The organism is Microbacterium gorillae (assembly GCF_000826185.2).
GTDB lineage: Bacteria > Actinomycetota > Actinomycetes > Actinomycetales > Microbacteriaceae > Microbacterium > Microbacterium gorillae.
Genome location: NZ_LN648873.1, coordinates 53,795 through 69,508, shown reverse-complemented (window position 1 = coordinate 69,508; position 15,714 = coordinate 53,795). Strand labels below are relative to the sequence as shown.

17 protein-coding genes and 1 pseudogene are annotated in these 15,714 nt (G+C 69.4%); 10 read left to right on the top strand and 8 right to left on the bottom strand.

The genetic code is table 11. From position 1 onward, the window contains the following. Window positions 1-45: 45 nt before the first annotated feature. Window positions 46-408, bottom strand: coding sequence for a hypothetical protein (locus BN1193_RS03310; protein WP_040164082.1), 363 nt, complete (start codon window positions 406-408; stop codon window positions 46-48). 117 nt (window positions 409-525) lie between these two features. Between BN1193_RS03310 and BN1193_RS03305 the strand changes: the two genes are divergently transcribed. The 4 genes from BN1193_RS03305 (at window position 526) to BN1193_RS03290 (ending at window position 2,974) form a co-directional block, all read left to right on the top strand. Then, window positions 526-729: a cold-shock protein gene (locus BN1193_RS03305; protein ID WP_040164080.1), complete on the top strand. Its 204-nt coding sequence runs from the start codon at window positions 526-528 to the stop codon at window positions 727-729. 112 nt (window positions 730-841) lie between these two features. Beyond that, window positions 842-1,861 carry an NAD(P)H-dependent flavin oxidoreductase gene (locus BN1193_RS03300; RefSeq protein WP_040164078.1) on the top strand — a complete coding sequence of 340 codons (1,020 nt, stop codon included), beginning with the start codon at window positions 842-844 and terminating at the stop codon, window positions 1,859-1,861. After that, entirely contained in the window at window positions 1,861-2,247 is a 387-nt protein-coding gene (locus tag BN1193_RS03295; RefSeq protein ID WP_040164076.1) for an MmcQ/YjbR family DNA-binding protein, read from the top strand. The genes BN1193_RS03300 and BN1193_RS03295 overlap by 1 nt, the downstream gene beginning before the upstream one ends. A 10-nt stretch (window positions 2,248-2,257) precedes the next feature. Next, window positions 2,258-2,974 (top strand): class I SAM-dependent methyltransferase, encoded by a 717-nt coding sequence (locus tag BN1193_RS03290; protein ID WP_052460388.1) that lies wholly within the window; start codon window positions 2,258-2,260, stop codon window positions 2,972-2,974. 67 nt (window positions 2,975-3,041) lie between these two features. On the opposite strand, the gene BN1193_RS03285 is transcribed toward BN1193_RS03290, so the two are convergent. Continuing rightward, complete coding sequence (locus BN1193_RS03285; protein WP_040164075.1) at window positions 3,042-3,509, bottom strand: VOC family protein; 468 nt, start codon at window positions 3,507-3,509, stop codon at window positions 3,042-3,044. 98 nt (window positions 3,510-3,607) lie between these two features. Between BN1193_RS03285 and BN1193_RS03280 the strand changes: the two genes are divergently transcribed. The 4 genes from BN1193_RS03280 to BN1193_RS03265 all read left to right on the top strand — a co-directional run bounded on the left by BN1193_RS03280 (window position 3,608) and on the right by BN1193_RS03265 (window position 7,736). Further along, the gene (locus tag BN1193_RS03280) at window positions 3,608-4,570 is read left to right on the top strand and encodes a helix-turn-helix transcriptional regulator (RefSeq protein WP_040164074.1); all 963 of its coding nucleotides are present in this window, start codon (window positions 3,608-3,610) and stop codon (window positions 4,568-4,570) included. A 123-nt stretch (window positions 4,571-4,693) separates the two neighbouring features. Beyond that, window positions 4,694-5,506 (top strand): IclR family transcriptional regulator, encoded by an 813-nt coding sequence (locus BN1193_RS03275; RefSeq protein ID WP_040164073.1) that lies wholly within the window; start codon window positions 4,694-4,696, stop codon window positions 5,504-5,506. Window positions 5,507-5,620: 114 nt separating this feature from the next. After that, complete coding sequence (locus BN1193_RS03270) at window positions 5,621-7,021, top strand: MFS transporter (protein ID WP_052460387.1); 1,401 nt, start codon at window positions 5,621-5,623, stop codon at window positions 7,019-7,021. A 79-nt stretch (window positions 7,022-7,100) separates the two neighbouring features. Next, complete coding sequence (locus tag BN1193_RS03265) at window positions 7,101-7,736, top strand: NAD(P)-dependent oxidoreductase (protein ID WP_052460386.1); 636 nt, start codon at window positions 7,101-7,103, stop codon at window positions 7,734-7,736. On the opposite strand, the gene BN1193_RS03260 is transcribed toward BN1193_RS03265, so the two are convergent. The 6 genes and pseudogenes from BN1193_RS03260 to BN1193_RS03235 form a co-directional block, all read right to left on the bottom strand. After that, entirely contained in the window at window positions 7,720-8,001 is a 282-nt protein-coding gene (locus BN1193_RS03260) for a DUF1905 domain-containing protein (protein WP_040164070.1), read from the bottom strand. The genes BN1193_RS03265 and BN1193_RS03260 overlap by 17 nt on opposite strands. Before the next feature lie 225 nt (window positions 8,002-8,226). Further along, complete coding sequence (locus BN1193_RS03255; RefSeq protein ID WP_040164068.1) at window positions 8,227-8,790, bottom strand: dihydrofolate reductase family protein; 564 nt, start codon at window positions 8,788-8,790, stop codon at window positions 8,227-8,229. A 109-nt stretch (window positions 8,791-8,899) separates the two neighbouring features. Further along, a complete protein-coding gene (locus BN1193_RS03250) occupies window positions 8,900-9,832 on the bottom strand; it encodes an RNA polymerase subunit sigma-70 (protein WP_230206397.1) in 933 nt (310 codons plus the stop codon). 106 nt (window positions 9,833-9,938) lie between these two features. Then, window positions 9,939-11,503 (bottom strand): annotated as a pseudogene (locus BN1193_RS03245) (long-chain-fatty-acid--CoA ligase); the annotation flags it as partial. Window positions 11,504-11,585: 82 nt separating this feature from the next. Beyond that, on the bottom strand, window positions 11,586-12,878 hold the full coding sequence (locus BN1193_RS03240) for an ABC transporter permease (RefSeq protein ID WP_040164066.1): 1,293 nt from the start codon (window positions 12,876-12,878) through the stop codon (window positions 11,586-11,588). After that, window positions 12,875-13,570, bottom strand: a complete 696-nt coding sequence (locus BN1193_RS03235; RefSeq protein ID WP_040164064.1) for an ABC transporter ATP-binding protein — start codon at window positions 13,568-13,570, stop codon at window positions 12,875-12,877. The genes BN1193_RS03240 and BN1193_RS03235 overlap by 4 nt, the downstream gene beginning before the upstream one ends. A gap of 225 nt (window positions 13,571-13,795) precedes the next feature. Between BN1193_RS03235 and BN1193_RS03230 the strand changes: the two genes are divergently transcribed. After that, entirely contained in the window at window positions 13,796-14,956 is a 1,161-nt protein-coding gene (locus BN1193_RS03230) for a sensor histidine kinase (RefSeq protein WP_052460385.1), read from the top strand. Continuing rightward, window positions 14,953-15,630: a response regulator transcription factor gene (locus BN1193_RS03225; protein ID WP_040164062.1), complete on the top strand. Its 678-nt coding sequence runs from the start codon at window positions 14,953-14,955 to the stop codon at window positions 15,628-15,630. Before BN1193_RS03230 ends, BN1193_RS03225 begins: the two co-directional genes overlap by 4 nt. Window positions 15,631-15,714: the final 84 nt, after the last annotated feature.

Below are 15,714 nucleotides of genomic sequence, written 5' to 3'. Positions count from 1 at the left end.
GATGTGCGGAGGCCGTTCTGAGCGCTGTTCAGGGAAAATCGCTTCTTATGCGGTACCATTGATCATCGCGCGAACGAATGCGCGAACGGCTGGCACGACCGGCCTCTCCGGAAGGCCGTCGGCACAGACGCCGCAGCCGTGAGATTTCACCCGGCGGATCTCGCGATCACGGATCGCACCGCCCCACAGGATCGGCAACACATCACCACCTCCACACCCCTCCCGCGGGCGTCGGTCGAGCTCGTCTGGAATCAGGCGGACCATGACGTCCACACGGCCACTCGGAACGGCGAATTCGCCGGTTACGTGACCGTCGATGACGACGGTTTCACTCTCCATGACCGATTCGCGACGGCGCTGTTCGTCGCGGACTCCCTTGATGACGCCCGCCGCCTTCTGGCCGAGCACGACCCATCAAGCACTGAACGTGGCGCTCGCGCACCCCGCGTGACGCCTCACCGACGGCGGCGCGTTCGCCGACACAGCGGCCACATTCGTGGCCCACGAAACAAGAGGAATGACGTTATGGCCACCGGCACCGTCAAATGGTTCAACTCCGACAAGGGCTTCGGCTTCATCTCCCCGGATGACGGCGGCGCCGACCTGTTCGCCCACTTCTCCGCCATCCAGAGCGGCGGCTACCGCTCGCTCGAGGAGAACCAGCGCGTCGAGTTCGACGCCGAGCAGGGCCAGAAGGGCATGCAGGCCGCGAACATCCGCGTGATCTGACACCCCCTAACTGACGGCCCCCGCATCCTCGATGCGGGGGCCGTCGGCGTTTTCACCGGCCGCGCATGCCGCGTTAGCCTGGGGACGCGAACCTGCGACCAGGAGGGACCGGATGACACCGTTGCTGGACTCACCGTCACCGATCGTCGCGGCACCGATGGCGGGTGGTCCCACCTCCCCCGCCCTCGTGCGCGCGACCATCACCGCCGGCGCGTTCCCCTTCCTTCCCGCCGGTTATCGGACCCCGGACGCGCTCGCCGACGACATCCGGTTGACGCGGGCGCACGGCGCACCGTTCGGGGTGAACGTCTTCGCCGCCACGGCGACCCCACCCGAGGACGCCGCGTTCCGGACCTTCGTGGATCGCCTTCGTCCGGAGGCCGAGCGCTTCGGGCTGACTCTGGACCCCGTCCCGCGCACAGACGACGACCACTGGGCCGCCAAGATCGACCTGCTGCGTCGGGATCCGGTGCCGGTGGTGTCGTTCACGTTCGGTCTGCCGAGTACCGCCGAGATCGCGGCGCTGCGCCGTGCGGGTTCGCGGGTCCTGGCCACCGTCACGACGGTGGATGAAGCACGCGCCGCGCACGAAGCCGGAGTGGACGGCCTGATCGTGCAGGGCCCCGAAGCCGGCGGTCACAGCGGGACGTTCACGCCCACCCGCACAATTCGTCCGGCGCGGACCAGTGATGTGGTGCGTTCCGTGCGCGCCGCCGTGCCCCTGCCGCTGATCGCCGCCGGCGGCGTCGACGGGTCCGCCGCCGTGGCCGAACTTCTCGCCATCGGCGCGGAGGCCGTGGCGGTCGGCACCCTGTTGCTGCGTACGGATGAGGCCGGAACGAGCGCCACCCATCGCGCCGCCCTCGCCGATCCGTCGTTCACGGAGACCGTGCAGACGCACGCGTTCACGGGGCGACCGGCGCGGGCGCTGCGCAACGACTTCATCGATCGGTACGACGCCTCGGCCCCGTTCGCGTATCCGGCGCTGCATCACCTCACTCGTCCGATTCGGCAGGCCGCGGCCGCGGCGAACGATCCGCAGCGTGTGCATCTTTGGGCCGGAACGGGATTCCGGCGCGCGACCGACGGTCCGGCGTCCGCGGTGTTCGCCGCCCTCGTGGCCGGGCTGTGATGAGCGATCTGCACGCCTGGACCGCCGCTCGCGCCGAGGAGCTGCCCGGTAGCGAGTTGCGACACCCGTTCGGGCCCGAGACGGACGTGTTCGCCGTCCGGGACAAGCTGTTCATGTTCCACGTCGTGCGGCACGGGTCCGGAATCGTGGTGCTGAAATGCCGGCCCACGGAGAGCGAGGCCCTGCGCGCCACGTTTCCCGAGATCACGCCCGGGTATCACATGAACAAGCGGCACTGGATCACCCTGAATCCCGGTGCCCTGGAGCGCGATCTCGTCGTCGAGCTGGTCACCGAGTCCTACCGCCTCGTCGTCGCCGGACTCCCCCGCGCGATCCGGCCCGTCGACCCGGAGACGTTCGGCCTCGCTGACCTGCCGTCCGGCTAGCCTGGGGTCCGTGGAATCGAGCGAGGAGGATGCGCTCCTGAGCCGGACACGGGAGTGGTTCGAGGACCCCGAGCAGGTGACGCTGTACGCGCACCAGTCGGCCGATGGCCTCACTCCGCTGGAGACGGAGCTGCTGTCTCACCTCAGCGACCGACCCCGGACGATTCTGGATCTCGGGTGCGGTGCCGGACGGCTCTCGATCGCCCTGGCGTTGCGCGGGCATCGCGTCATCGGCACCGATGTCAGCACCCCGCTGATCGAAGCGGCGCGGGCGTCCGCCGCTCACGCCGGCGCGGATGCCGCGACGTTCGCGCTGACGGTCGGCGTCGACCTTCCCGCGCCGGATCATTCGTTCGATCTGGTGCTGTCGGTGAAGCACTACTGCTATATCCCTGGCCGCGATCTGCGCCAAGAGCTCCTTCGTCGGATCGCTCGAGCGCTGCATCCGGACGGACGGCTCCTTCTGATCAGCCACGTCGTGCCGTCGCCCGACGACGCCGCCGCAGAGCTGAGCGCTGACCCGGCGCATCGTGCGGCCGCACGCGATTTTCCCGGACTCGAACCGCTCGACACGTTCGCCGACGGTCGCGGGTACGTCCACTGGTTCACGCGCGAGTCGCTCCGAGACGAGTTGGACGCCTTCGGCGAGATCGAACACGTCGTGGAGAGCCCGGACGGGTTCCTGATCGGATTGATCCTGCGACCGACGATGCCCCGTCGACGTTGAGACGTGCGAGTGCGGCCCCACGAAGCCCCGGCGACTCGAGGTTCTCCGCGCGTCGCCGGGGGCGATGTCAGGCCGTCACCGGCGCCTGCACGTCGATCACCCAGGTGACACCGAAGCGGTCCGTCAGCATCCCGAAACCGGGACTCCACGGCGACGCCGCGAGGGGTTCGATGATGGTCCCTCCCGCACCGAGCTCGTTCCAGATCGGCATCACCTCGTCCAAGGAGGTGCCCCGCAGGGACTGGAAGAACGTCCGGTCCGTGATGGTGGCGCCGTTCTCCCGGCGCGTGTGGCCCGCGGTCGCCGCCGCGTCCGTCGCGTCCTGACCGGGGACGTCGTAGGCCATGACGCGGAACCCGTCCGCGTTGTCGACCTGCCCGAAGACGATCCGGTCGGCGCCCGGTGCGTCCTGCGGCATGCCGACGTCGCCGTAGGAGGTGAGCGTGACCGTCCCGCCGAAGACGGATCGGTAGAACTCCAGGGCCGCTCGGGCGGTACCGGGGAGGTTCAGGTGGGTGGTGGTGATGATGCTCATGACTTCTCCTTCGTTCCGGGCTGCGGCTTCGGCCGCAGATACGAGAATGCCGCCCGAAGAGGACGGTTTCGGTCCTCTATTTCTGCGAAGGTGGATCCATGTCAGGATCGTCCTCCCGGATGCTCACGCTGCTGTCGTTGCTGCAGTCCCGGCGGGAGTGGTCCGGCGGGGAGCTCGCGGAACGACTGCACGTGACCACGCGAACGGTGCGCCGGGACATCGATCGCCTGCGCGGACTCGGCTACGCGATCACGGCGATGAAGGGACCGGACGGCGGTTATCGGCTGGCGGCGGGGAGCGAGTTGCCACCCCTGCTGTTCGACGACGAGCAGGCCCTCGCGATCGCCGTCGCGCTGCAGAGCATGCCGTCCACCGGCGTCGATCTCGACGAAGCCGCGGCACGCGCGGTGACCACCGTGCGTCAGGTGATGCCCTCCCGCCTGCGACACCGGCTCGATGCGGTGCGATTCACCGACGTCGGGTCGTCCCCGCGCGTTGATCCGCACACCCTCGAAGCGGTCAGCGTCGCGGCCCGTGACCGGCGCACGGTGCGGTTCGACTACGGCGAGGCACGCGATCGCCCACCCCGGCGTGTGGAGCCCCATGCGATCGTCGCGCGGACCGGCCGGTGGTACGTCGTCGGTTGGGACCTCGACGCGGCGGACTGGCGGATCTTCCGCCTCGACCGGATGGTCATGAAGTTCCCCGGTGGCGCGCCGTTCACTCCGCGCGCGATTCCGACCGGCGACGCGCGCACCTTCCTCGCGGCACGGTTCACCGGGTCCGACACCGGCGACGGGTGGCCCTGTTCCGGTGAATTCCTCCTGGACCTGCCGGTGGCAGAGGTCGCGCCGTGGCTCGGCGACGGCGAGATGGAACGGGTGTCCGACACGTCATGCCGGATTCGCATCGGGTCCTGGTCCTGGTCCGCTCTGCTGTCCTGGATCCTGCGATTCGATTCCGCGTTCACCGTCCTCGGTCCCCCGGAATTCGTCGCGGCGGTTCCCGGGGTCACGGCCCGGCTCGCGGCCTCCGTGGCGGCGGCGGACGGCGCACGGTGATTCCAGGCGTTCTTTCGTCGGTCGGCGGCCCCTGCTGAGGTCCGTCACGGGGGTGCCCACGCCGTAGGCTCAGCGTGTGCACCCACCGACGTCCCGTCCCTCCTCCGGCATCCGGGAATGAGCATGGCCCGCCCGACCATTCACCGGCCCGCCTATGTGATGACGTCCGTCGATCATGCCCTGCGGCTGATCCAGCTGCTCCGCGACACGGGCGGGCTACGGGTGTCCGATGCCGCTCGCGAGCTCGGGGTGGCGGCTTCAACGGCGCACCGGTTGCTGTCGATGCTGGTCTACCGCGGGTTCGCGGTTCAGGACGACGACCGCGGTTATGCTCCCGGACCCGCGCTCGGCGCCGCACCGTCGCAGTTGCCGTGGGCGCGCGCCCTGCGCGACCTGCTCGTGCCGCACATGGAGCTGCTGTCCGGCCGCGTCGGTGAGACCGTGAACCTGATGGTCCGCGTCGGCGGCAACGTGCGGTTCCTGGCGAGCGAGGAATCGGCCAACCTGCTGCGGGTCTCGGATCGCACCGGCGCGGTGCTGGAGGCGCATCAGGCGTCCGGCGGCAAGGCGATCCTGGCGGAGCTGGAGCGGTCCGAACTGGAACGGCTGTACCGCAGCCGCGCGGCCGCGATCGCCGGCGACCACCTGGACACGACCCGCTTCACCGCCCTGCTGCGGGAGCTGGAGCAGATCAGGGCGCGCGGCCACTCGGAGAACCGGGAAGCCACCGAGGCGGGCGTCTGCGCCGTCGGCTGCGCGCTGCACGACGTGCGCGGCCGCGCGGTCGCCGCCTTCACCGTGTCCTTCCCGACCACCCGCGCGGCTCTGTTCGACGACGAACGCTTCCTGGAGCTCATCCGGGAGACCCGCGGCGAGATGGACGCCGAGCTGGCGCGGCACGAGTTCGACGCCGCGACCGGAACCGCACGCGGCTGAGCGCCGGGGGACGAACGTTTCCCTCCTCCGGAAAAACCCGCGGCGGCGGCCCGTGACGACCGTAGCTTGAGCTGTCCGCACAGCAGCGCGCGGCCATCACGAAGGAGTGAGCCCATGTCGATCACCATCCCTCCCGGACCGTTCTCCCGGCGTACGCCGGCGACTCCGGCCGCGAAACGCGCCCTCGGCAGCGGCGCCGCCGGGTCCGTCCTGGAGTGGTTCGATTTCGCCGTGTACGGCGCGATGTCGGCCACCGTCTTCCCGATCATCTTCTTCAGCGACCAGGACCCGGCCGTCGCCACGCTGCTGTCGTTCGCGACGTTCGGCGTCGGCATTTTCGCACGCCCCCTCGGCGCGGTGATCTTCGGCTACTTCGGCGACCGGATCGGCCGCCGGACGGTGCTGCTGACCACCTTCCTGATGATGGGCGCGTCCTCGATCGTGATCGGCCTGCTGCCGGGATACGCGAACATCGGCTTCGTCGCGCCGCTCCTGCTCGTCGTGATGCGCTGCCTGCAGGGCTTCGCGCTCGGTGGCGAGGCGACCGGCGCGCAGCTGATGACCATGGAGCACGCTCCGGGCGACCGGCGCGCGTTCTACGCCTCGCTGATGTCCCTCGGATCCCCCGCCAGCCAGGTGCTCGCCAACGGCGTGCTGGCTCTGCTCACCGCGGTGCTCACGCATGACCAGTTCTACTCGTGGGGGTGGCGTCTGCCGTTCCTGCTCAGCGTGCTGCTGGTCATGGTCGGCATCTACATCCGCATCAAGGTCGAGGAGAGCCCGATCTTCGCCGAAGAGCTCGACGCCGAAGCCGAGGTCGGCGCCGTCGCGGGCGCCGAGGCGCAGGCGCGCACCCTCACGGTGCTGCGCGACCAGTGGGCCACGATCCTCCGCATGATCCTCGCGTACGCGCCGATCGTGGTCACCTTCTACGTCATCTCCGTGTTCGGCATCAACTACCTCACCACGCGCGTCGGTCTGACCGACAACCAGGCGTTCACGATCATCATGGTCTCGAACCTGCTCTCGGTCGGTGCGATCGCCCTCGGTGGACGCTTCGCCGATTCCTACGGCCGCATCCGGATCCTCCTCATCGGTGGGATCGGCTGCCTCGTCGGCGCGTTCGTGTTCTTCCCCGTCGCGGACACCGGCAACTTCTGGGCGATCCTCATCGTCGTCTCGCTCATCCTGATGCTCGCCCAATTCGGCAACGCCAGCACCGGCACACTGTTCGCCGAGGCGTTCCCGACACGCCAGCGCTACACCGCGTCCGCGCTCAGCCTCACCGGCTCGACACTGTTCTTCGCGGCCCCGGCCCCGTTCTTCGCGACGTGGCTGATGGCCGTGTCCGACGGCAGCACTCTGCCGCTGACGATCATCTGGGTCGGCATCATCGTGGCCGCGATCGTGAACCTCCTGCTCATGCGCGAGGGCAACACGCTCGAAGGCGAGCCGCAGCGATTCCGCGGATCGCGCGTTCCGGACGCCGCCCTTCCCACCGTCGGAGTCCGCTGAGTCACGCGGCCTGCGAACCGGCACCATCTGCGCCCGGCCACCGTCGATCGACGGTGGCCGGGCGCTCTAGGCTCGGGACATGAAGATCATCGTGTTCGGGGCCACCGGCGGCGTCGGAACCCACGTCCTCGAGCAGGCCGTCGCGGCCGGCCACGAGGTGACCGCCTTCGTCCGCACTCCCGCGAAGGTGACGACGCCCGACGTGGAGATCGTGCAGGGTGATGCGTTCGACGCCGACGACGTTCGAGCCCTGGCCGGACACGACGTCGTGATCTCCGCGCTCGGGTCCACCGCCGGTCCGGACAAGGACACGTCGCTGCGCCGGATGGCCACGAACCTCGCCGCCGCGTTGCCCGCGAGCGGCGTGCAGCGGGTCGTGTGGTGCGCGTCCGCCGGCGTCGACGGCGAGATGCCGGGGCTGTCCGGCAAGATCGTGATGAAGCTCCTCGCCAAAACCCTGGCGGATCACCGTGCCGCGATCGCCGCGCTGCGCACGTCCGGGGTTCCGCTCACGGTCGCCCGCCCGGGCGCGCTGAAGGACGGGCCGCTCGCGCCCTATGTCGAGGCTATTGACGCGCCCAACACCGTCGGCGCCAACGCCATCTCCCGCGCGTCCGTCGCGGACTTCCTGCTCAAGGCGGCCACCGAACCGACCTACGAAGGCCACGCCGTCACCCTCGGCCGCAAGAAGGAGCCGGCTACGCGCGCCGGGTGATGCGGACGTGGACATCGTCACCGATGCCCTTACCGAGAGCCTTCCGCACCTTCGCGTTCAGAGAGACCATGTGTCCCCCGGTGCCGGTCGGCATGGCGCTCACGTTCTCCAGGCTGACCTCGTCAATGCGCGCGTCCACGCGCACGGACCTGCCCGTGCCGAAGCGGACGGCGGAGTCGGGGATCTCGACGCAGTTCCACATCTCACCCTTGACGTCGACGCCGATCGTGGCGTCGAACTCGATCGCTTCGGTATCCGGTCCCATCCTGTGACACTACCGAGTCGGCAGCTGCGGTCCGCCCCGGCGGCTCCGGATCGTGGTGGCGCCGCTGTGGCCTCATGCAGCCACGACGGCATCGCCGTCCTGCCAAAGCAGCGCACCGGCCCGATCCCCGTGGCGGGAGGCACCGACGTCGGTCGTGCCCCCCTCTGCCCGAGCACGGTCGTCGACGAGGGCGCGTCCTTCCCCGTCGAGGCCGCGAACGCGCGATCACGACCGGGACGGTGTTGCGATCACGAGGCTCGTCGGCCCCACCTGCTCGACGCTGACGAGGTCGAGGGCTGCGCCGTCCGGGAACAGCCGCCGACCGGCGCCGGTGGCGGTCGGGAAGACCCGCAGGCGGTATTCGTCCACCGCTCCGGCGCGGACGAACTCCTCGACGAGGGAACCGCTGCCGATCACGATGACGTCGCGCGCGGCCGCGGTCTCCCGCGCCCAGCCCAACGGATCCGCCGCGACCTGCCGCGAGTTCTGCCAGCGTTCGAGATCGATGTCGCCTCCCGTGACGACCGCCTTGTCCGCCGCGTTCAGAGCACGGGCGAAGGGATCCGTCGCATCGCGCGGCGGCCACATCGCCGCGAACGCCTCCCACGTACGCCGTCCGAAGAGGAAGACGCCGGTCTCCAGAATCGGGCCGTAGTGGAACTTGTCCCCCGCGATCGCCTCCGGCCCATGCCGGAAGCACCAGCCGCCGAACGGCGTGCCGCCCGAGCCGTCCGGGTCCTCCACAACCCCGTCGAGGGTGATGAACTGCGCCACGATGATGCGTGCCATGTCGTGCTCCCTGTGGTGCCCCGGTGCGCGTGCCGCGGAGGGGCTTCACAATGGTCTACGGGCGAACGGGGCAGAACTCATCGGTCACGGGAACATCCATGGCCGGTGGTCAGGTGGGGACGATGCCCTCACGCTCGAAAAGCGTGAACAGCGCCTCGTCCCGGTAGACCAGCACGTGCCCGATCGCTGCGCCGGTCGCGTCGGCCGCGAACAGCTGCACCGTGTGCGGCTCCGGTCCGCCGTCCGCGACCTTCAGCAGCAGGATGCCGTGCTGTCCGTTTGCGGAGATCGGCCTCGTCAGCCACCCGCTGCCCTGCCGCTCGAACAGCGCCGCCATGAACGCCGCATACGTCTCGCGTCCGATCGACCAGCGCGGCACCGGCGGCATCTCGAACAGCACATCGTCCGCGACGAGCGCGGCGAGAGCCCGGACATCCGCCCGCTCGATGGCCCGCGCGTAGCGCTCGACCGTCTCGCGGCGCAGCGGCGCGGGGCGTGTTGCGCGTTCGGCCACGGCGCCCTTCGCGCGCTGCAGCGCCGAATTCACGGCCGGCACGCTCGTGTCCAGGATCTCCGCGGTCTCGGCCGCAGAGTGCCCGAGCACCTCGCGCAGGATGAAAACCCCGCGCTGCCGCGGCGGGAGGGCCTGCAGCACGAGCGTCACGGCGAGCCGCACTCCGGACGCCTCCGAGACCGCTCGCTCGGGCTCGGAGTCGGCCCACCAGCTGGTCGGCGCAGGCAGTATCCACGGCACGTCGAGAGCCGGCTCGAGCGGTGCGCCGACCTCGATGCCCGGATCGGAGAGGTCTCGTGGCAGCGGGCGTCGCGGAGCGTCCCGGAGCCGGTCCACGCACACGTTGCGCGCGATTCGATACACCCACGTCGACAGCGCAGCCCGGGCGGGGTCGTACGACGCCCGGCCGCGCCACGCCCGCTCGAGCGCATCCTGAACGGCGTCCTCCGCATCGAAGGGTGAGCCCAGCATCTGATAGCAGAATGCGAGCAGGCCGCCCCGGAGGGCGGCGAGGTCGGACGCGTCCACGGAGGCCAGCGTACGTCGCCTTCCACGCTCTGACCACGGAAGAACAAGCCGCACGCTCCGATCGAGGAGCTCGAGCTCGCGGTGGTGGACCCGGCGTGATCGGCGGCTACGCGCTTTTCAGCAGCTGCTCGCGCAAGTCTTTGCGCAGCACCTTGCCGATCAGCGACCGCGGCAGCTCCGGGACGACGTCGATGCGACGCGGAACCTTGTACGCGGCCAGGCGGGTACGGCAGTAGTCCCGCAGGGCCTCCGCCGAGAAGGTCGCCCCGTCCGTCATCACGACGGCGGCGGCGACCATCTCCGAGCCGTCGCTGCGCGGGAGGGACACGACCGCAGCGTCCTCGACATCGGGATGACCGCGCAGCACCTCCTCCACCTCCGTCGGGGAGACGTTGAATCCGCCCGTGATGATCAGCTCTTTGCGCCGGTCCACGACCGTGACGAATCCGTCGCCGAGATCGTGACGATGTCACCGGTCCTCAGCCACCCTCCCGGCAGCAGCACCGCGGCGGTCTCCTCCGGCCGGTTCCAGTAGCCGGAGAACACCTGCGGACCACGAACGAGCAGTTCACCGCGCTCCCCCGCCTCCACGTCCCGGCTCACATCGTCGGGATCGACGACACGGATCGTCGTGCTCGGGAACGGCACCCCCACCGTGCCGGGGCGACGGGTCGGGCCCATGGGATTGCCGAGCGCGATCGGAGACGCCTCGGTCATCCCGTAACCCTCCACCAGGAGACCACCGGTGGCCTCCTCCCAGCGCTCCACCGTCGCCATCGGAAGGCTCATCGCTCCGGAGATCGAGAAGCGGATGGCTGACAGATCGAGGCCGTCATTGACGGTCGCCAGGGTCAAGCGGTCGTAGATCGGCGGGACCGCCGGCAGGAACGTCGGCGGACTCTGCTTCACCGCGTCGGCCACGAGGCCCACTTCGAAGGTCGGGAACAGGACCACCTTCGCCCCGAGGCTCATGGCCGTCGTCAGGCACAGGGTCATGCCGTACGCGTGGAACAGGGGCAGGACCGCATAGGACGTCTCCTTCCCCTCGAGCAATCCGGGAACCCACGCGCGTCCCTGCATCGCGTTGGAGAGCAGATTGCGGTGGCTGAGCATCGCCCCCTTGGGATCTCCCGTGGTGCCGCTGGTGTACTGCAGCAGCGCGATGTCATCCAGCGCCGGTCCCGGCACCCGCCGTGACACCGGACGCCCGCGCAGCAGCGGCGTGAACGGGGTGATGCCGCGGTGGTGTGGCCGCGCCGTGAGCTTCGCGCGGGCCTGCCTCGCCTTCGCGATCGGCAGGCGCAACGCCAGTTGCTTGCCCCGCGGCATCGCGGTCGTCATGTTCACGCTGAAGACCCGGCGGGGGCGCACCTCGTCCGGGAATGCGGCGACGGTGTCGGCGACCTTGTCCCACACGATGGCCACTTTCGCGCCGTGATCCGCGAACTGGTGGCACAGCTCATGCTCGGTGTAGAGCGGATTGTGCTCCACCACGATCGCGCCGAGCCGAAGGACGGCGTAGAACGCGACGACGTGTTGCGGACAGTTCGGCAGGACGAGCGCCACGCGATCTCCGGCCCGTACCCCGGCTCTGCGGAGCCCTCCGGCGACGTGGCTCACCTGATCACCCAGCTGGGCGTACGACGTCCGCGCACCGAAGAATTCCAGGGCCGTCTCCCCGGGCCTGACCGGACCGAAATCGCCACGCGGGCCCCGGCCCGGGAACGCCGCCTGGTGGCCGGCATCGACGTGATCACTCGTAGCGGAGCGCCTCGATGGGGTCGAGCCGTGCGGCGCGGCGTGCGGGAAGGGTGCCGGCGACGAAACTGATCGCCATGACGACGAGGATGATCGTCGCCACCGAGGGCACTGCGAACTGGAGCAGGTGCAGCCCGGGCAGATCGGACAGTAGCGTCGCGGAGAGCCGGGTGCTCACGAGCGTGCCGAGGCCAATCGCGGCTGCCGCGCCGATCGCGCTGCCGAGGAAGCCGATGAAGACCGCCTCCAGGCTGAACAGGGTGAACACCCGTCCCCCGCCCATGCCCATCGCCTTCATGAGCCCGATCTCGCGGGTGCGTTCCTGGACGCTCATCAGCAGGGTGTTGACGATTCCGAAGCCCGCCGCGATGAGGGCGATCACCGCGAAGGCGTTGAGCACGCCGACGATGCCGTTGATCACCGTCGTGATGCTGCCGAGCTGATCGGTGATGGTCATCCCGGTGAAGCCGGCATCGCTCAGCTTCGCCTTGATGGCGCTGACCTGCGCAGCATCGGCGGACGCCGAGAACGTGGCGGTCGCACTGCCGTAGGACGTCGCGACGGCGGCCGGCTTGCCGGTGTTCTGCACGTCTTCGATCGCCGTGCGCAGCGCGTCGTTGGCCGACGCTCCGGACGCGAACAGGCTCGTGTTCTCGATGCCGACCACGGTCGCGGTGACCTCGTGCATGGTGCCCGTGTAGTCCTCGACGCCGATCGTGACCGATTTCCCGACCGCGTCGGCGGCGTCCCCGAGACCGAGGTTCGACAGATAAGTGGTGGGCAGCACGACCTGGTTCTCGGTCGACGCGGCATCCAGCTGCGCACCCGCCGCGAGATCGGCCTTCAGCCCCGTGACCGTGTTCATCGACAGGACCCACTTGCCGTTGTCGGCATAACTGATCCACGACGGCCGCAACGGCGCGGTGCCGGTGACGCCGGTGATGCCCGAGACGTCCCGGATGGTCTGGAGGTCGTCGGTGCTCAGTGCGGCGGAGCGCTCGCCGGCCGCGCGCGCGCCGGACGCGCTCGTGGCCGCGTCCGGATCGTACTTCTGCGGTCCGGAGCCCGTCACCGCCGTGGCGCTCACCGTCTTGGTCACCGTGAGGGAATTGGTCGTCCCCAACGAGGCCACCTGGGAGGTCACGTAGTTCGACACCCCCGTACCCACCGCCGTGGTGAGGGTGAGGGTGAACGCGCCGATGAAGATCGCGATGACCGTGAGCGTGGTCCGCAGCTTGCTGCGGAAGGTGTTCGCGATCGCGGCCCTGATGAGGTCCCCGGTCTTCATGCCGCCACCTCCGACACGTCGCTGATCAGCCCGTCGCGCATCGTGATCCTCCGCTCGCAGCGGGCGGCGAGGTCGTCATCGTGGGTGACGACGACGAGTGTGATGCGCTGCTCGCGGTGCAGGTCGAACAGCATGCCCTCGACCTCGGCACCCGTGGTCGAATCAAGATTCCCGGTCGGCTCGTCGGCGAAGATCACGCGCGGTTCATTGACCAGCGCTCGGGCGATGACGACGCGCTGCTTCTGCCCGCCGGAGAGGTCGTTGGCACGGTTGCGCGCCTTGTCGGCGAGCCCCAGCCGGTCCAGAGCTTCCAGCGCCCGCTGCTTGCGCTTCGGACGCGACACTCCCGCGATGACCAGCGGAAGCATGACGTTATCGAGCACGCTCGCATGGGCGTTCAGGAAGAACTGCTGGAACACGAAGCCGAACTCCGCATTGCGCATGCGGTTGAGTTCGCCTCCGCGCACGTCACGCGCGTTCCGTCCACTGACGAGGACATCCCCCGAGGTCGGCCGGTCCAGCAGGGCGAGCAGATGCATGAGCGTCGATTTGCCCGAACCGCTCTTGCCGACGATCGCAAGGCTCTCCTGGGGCTTCACGCGCAGGGACACCCCGCGCAGGGCGTCGAATCGGTCGGCTCCGTTTCCGTACGACTTGTGGAGATCCCGGACCTCCAGTACCGCTTCTGACATGTTCTGGTTCTCTCCTTGCCGGCCGCCCAACGAGCGATCAGGACACCGTGTCCGGCCCCGCAGATCGAGTCTTGTCGAGCGCGAGATCCCCGTCGTCCCCCGGGAACGGTCACCTGCATACCCCGTCGGGGGTAGGAGGCGGTGCGCCGGCGAGGGGATGCGGGGGTTCGCGCGATTGCGCGATGCTTGACGGAAGATGTCCGGCGACCGACGGAAGGGAGCACGATGGGTGATTCTCACCGTGTCCGGTCGGTCGCCGTCGACCTCGTGATCATCGCGCTCGTGTGCGCAACCGCGTTCGCGCCGACGATCCGCGACCAACCGAATCCGCACGCCTTGAGCGTCCTGCCCGTGCTCGCGTTCGAAGGGCTGCTGCTGCTCGGTCGGCGACGTTTCCCGATCCTCGTCCTGCTCGCCTGCGCCGCGGTGACGATCGCCACTGCCGTGTTCACCCTCCCCTCGACACCGGCGCTCATCCTCCCCGTCGCGATCGCGATGTACAGCGTGGCGCGGCACCGATCGCGGACGCAGACCGTCTGGCTCGCCGTGGGGATGATGATCGTCATGTCCTCGCTCGCCCTGACCGTCGCGGAAGCGGGGTTCGGGGCGCGCCAGCTCATCGAGCCGGCGACGATTCTGCCCGCCGTGGTCATCGGCTTCGCCGCCGCCCTCGGGTCGGCCATCCGCTACTACTTCGACGCCCTCACGGCAGCCCGCGAACGTGCGCGGCGCGCCGAGGAATCCCGAGAGGCGGAAGCTCGGCGCCGCGTCGCCGAGGATCGCCTGGCCATCGCCCGGGACCTGCACGATTCGGTCGCGCACCGCATCGCCGTGATCAATCTGCAGGCCGGAGTCGCTGAGCAGGCGATCCGGCATGCCCCGGAGGAAGCCGAGACGGCGGTCGCCGTGATCGGAGACGCCGCGCGGAGCGTGCTCGGAGAGCTGAACGAGATGCTCGGATTCTTGCGGGAGTCGGCCGATCGGGACATCGTCGAAGAACCCGACTTCGGTCGCGTCGACGGACTGCTCCGACTCTTCGCGCAGAGCGGTCTGAAGGTTCATCAGCAGGTGTCGGGAGAGCCCGTCCGTCTGTCCGAGAAGTCCGGTGGAATTGCATACCGGGTCGTTCAGGAGGCGCTCACGAACGCGTTCAAGCACGGCAGCGACCGCACGGCGGATCTCCGATTCGACTATTCGCCGTCGTCCCTCACGATCACGGTGGCGAACCCGGCGGCACCGGCTTCGCGGGATTCTTCAGCGGATGGCCACGGCCTCGTGGGCATGCGGGAACGATTGGCGGAGATCGGTGGCGAGCTCGCGGTCCACCATCGCGACGGCGCATTCGAACTCGCCGCCACGGTGCCGATCGAAGGCACGTCCTCATGATTCGCGTGCTCGTCGTCGACGACCAGGCGCTCATCCGCTCGGCGGTCGTCGCGTTGCTGCGTCACGAAGCGGACGTGGAGGTCGTCGGCGAGGCCGCCGACGGCCGAGAGGCCATCGCGCTGGCGATCGCGCACCGTCCCGATGTCGTGCTCATGGACATCCGGATGCCCGGCATGGACGGGGTCACCGCGACGCGGTCGATCGTCCGCACGCCGGAACTCACGAGTACGCGCGTGCTGGTGCTGACCACGTTCGAAGACGAGGAGAACCTGTTCGCGGCGTTGCGCGCGGGCGCGTCGGGATTCCTCGGGAAGGGTGCGCAGCCGTCCGAGATCGTCCGTGCCGTGCGGACCATCCACGCGGGCGACCGATTGCTCTCCCCGCTGGCGACGCGGTCCCTGATCGACAGGTCGTTGAACGCTCCCGCGCCCGTGACGCCCCGGCATCCTCTCCCCGACGTCCTCACCGATCGGGAGACCGAAGTGCTCGCCCTCATCGCTCGAGGCCTCTCCAACGACGAGATCGCCGAGACGCTCACGATCTCACCCTTGACGGCCAAGACGCACGCGAAGCGGATCATGATGAAGCTCGACGCCCACGACCGGGCGCAGCTGGTGATCGCCGCCTACGAGTCCGGCCTCGTCGTTCCCGGTACCGACGAGCGAGGACGATGAGGCCGAACGTCCCGCGGCCTTCGGCTTCCCGGCAGCGGGAACGCGATCAGTACCGCGCTGATCCGCGGAGCGCGCGAGCGATGG

Excerpts from the sequence above, each read along its gene's own strand:
- BN1193_RS03305 (WP_040164080.1), top strand. The coding sequence starts at position 526 with ATGGCCACCGGCACCGTCAAATGGTTCAACTCCGACAAGGGCTTCGGC.
- BN1193_RS03300 (WP_040164078.1), top strand. The coding sequence starts at position 842 with ATGACACCGTTGCTGGACTCACCGTCACCGATCGTCGCGGCACCGATG.
- BN1193_RS03295 (WP_040164076.1), top strand. The coding sequence starts at position 1,861 with ATGAGCGATCTGCACGCCTGGACCGCCGCTCGCGCCGAGGAGCTGCCC.
- BN1193_RS03285 (WP_040164075.1), bottom strand. The coding sequence starts at position 3,509 with ATGAGCATCATCACCACCACCCACCTGAACCTCCCCGGTACCGCCCGA.
- BN1193_RS03280 (WP_040164074.1), top strand. The coding sequence starts at position 3,608 with ATGTCAGGATCGTCCTCCCGGATGCTCACGCTGCTGTCGTTGCTGCAG.
- BN1193_RS03275 (WP_040164073.1), top strand. The coding sequence starts at position 4,694 with ATGGCCCGCCCGACCATTCACCGGCCCGCCTATGTGATGACGTCCGTC.
- BN1193_RS03270 (WP_052460387.1), top strand. The coding sequence starts at position 5,621 with ATGTCGATCACCATCCCTCCCGGACCGTTCTCCCGGCGTACGCCGGCG.
- BN1193_RS03265 (WP_052460386.1), top strand. The coding sequence starts at position 7,101 with ATGAAGATCATCGTGTTCGGGGCCACCGGCGGCGTCGGAACCCACGTC.
- BN1193_RS03260 (WP_040164070.1), bottom strand. The coding sequence starts at position 8,001 with ATGGGACCGGATACCGAAGCGATCGAGTTCGACGCCACGATCGGCGTC.
- BN1193_RS03255 (WP_040164068.1), bottom strand. The coding sequence starts at position 8,790 with ATGGCACGCATCATCGTGGCGCAGTTCATCACCCTCGACGGGGTTGTG.
- BN1193_RS03240 (WP_040164066.1), bottom strand. The coding sequence starts at position 12,878 with ATGAAGACCGGGGACCTCATCAGGGCCGCGATCGCGAACACCTTCCGC.
- BN1193_RS03235 (WP_040164064.1), bottom strand. The coding sequence starts at position 13,570 with ATGTCAGAAGCGGTACTGGAGGTCCGGGATCTCCACAAGTCGTACGGA.
- BN1193_RS03230 (WP_052460385.1), top strand. The coding sequence starts at position 13,796 with ATGGGTGATTCTCACCGTGTCCGGTCGGTCGCCGTCGACCTCGTGATC.
- BN1193_RS03225 (WP_040164062.1), top strand. The coding sequence starts at position 14,953 with ATGATTCGCGTGCTCGTCGTCGACGACCAGGCGCTCATCCGCTCGGCG.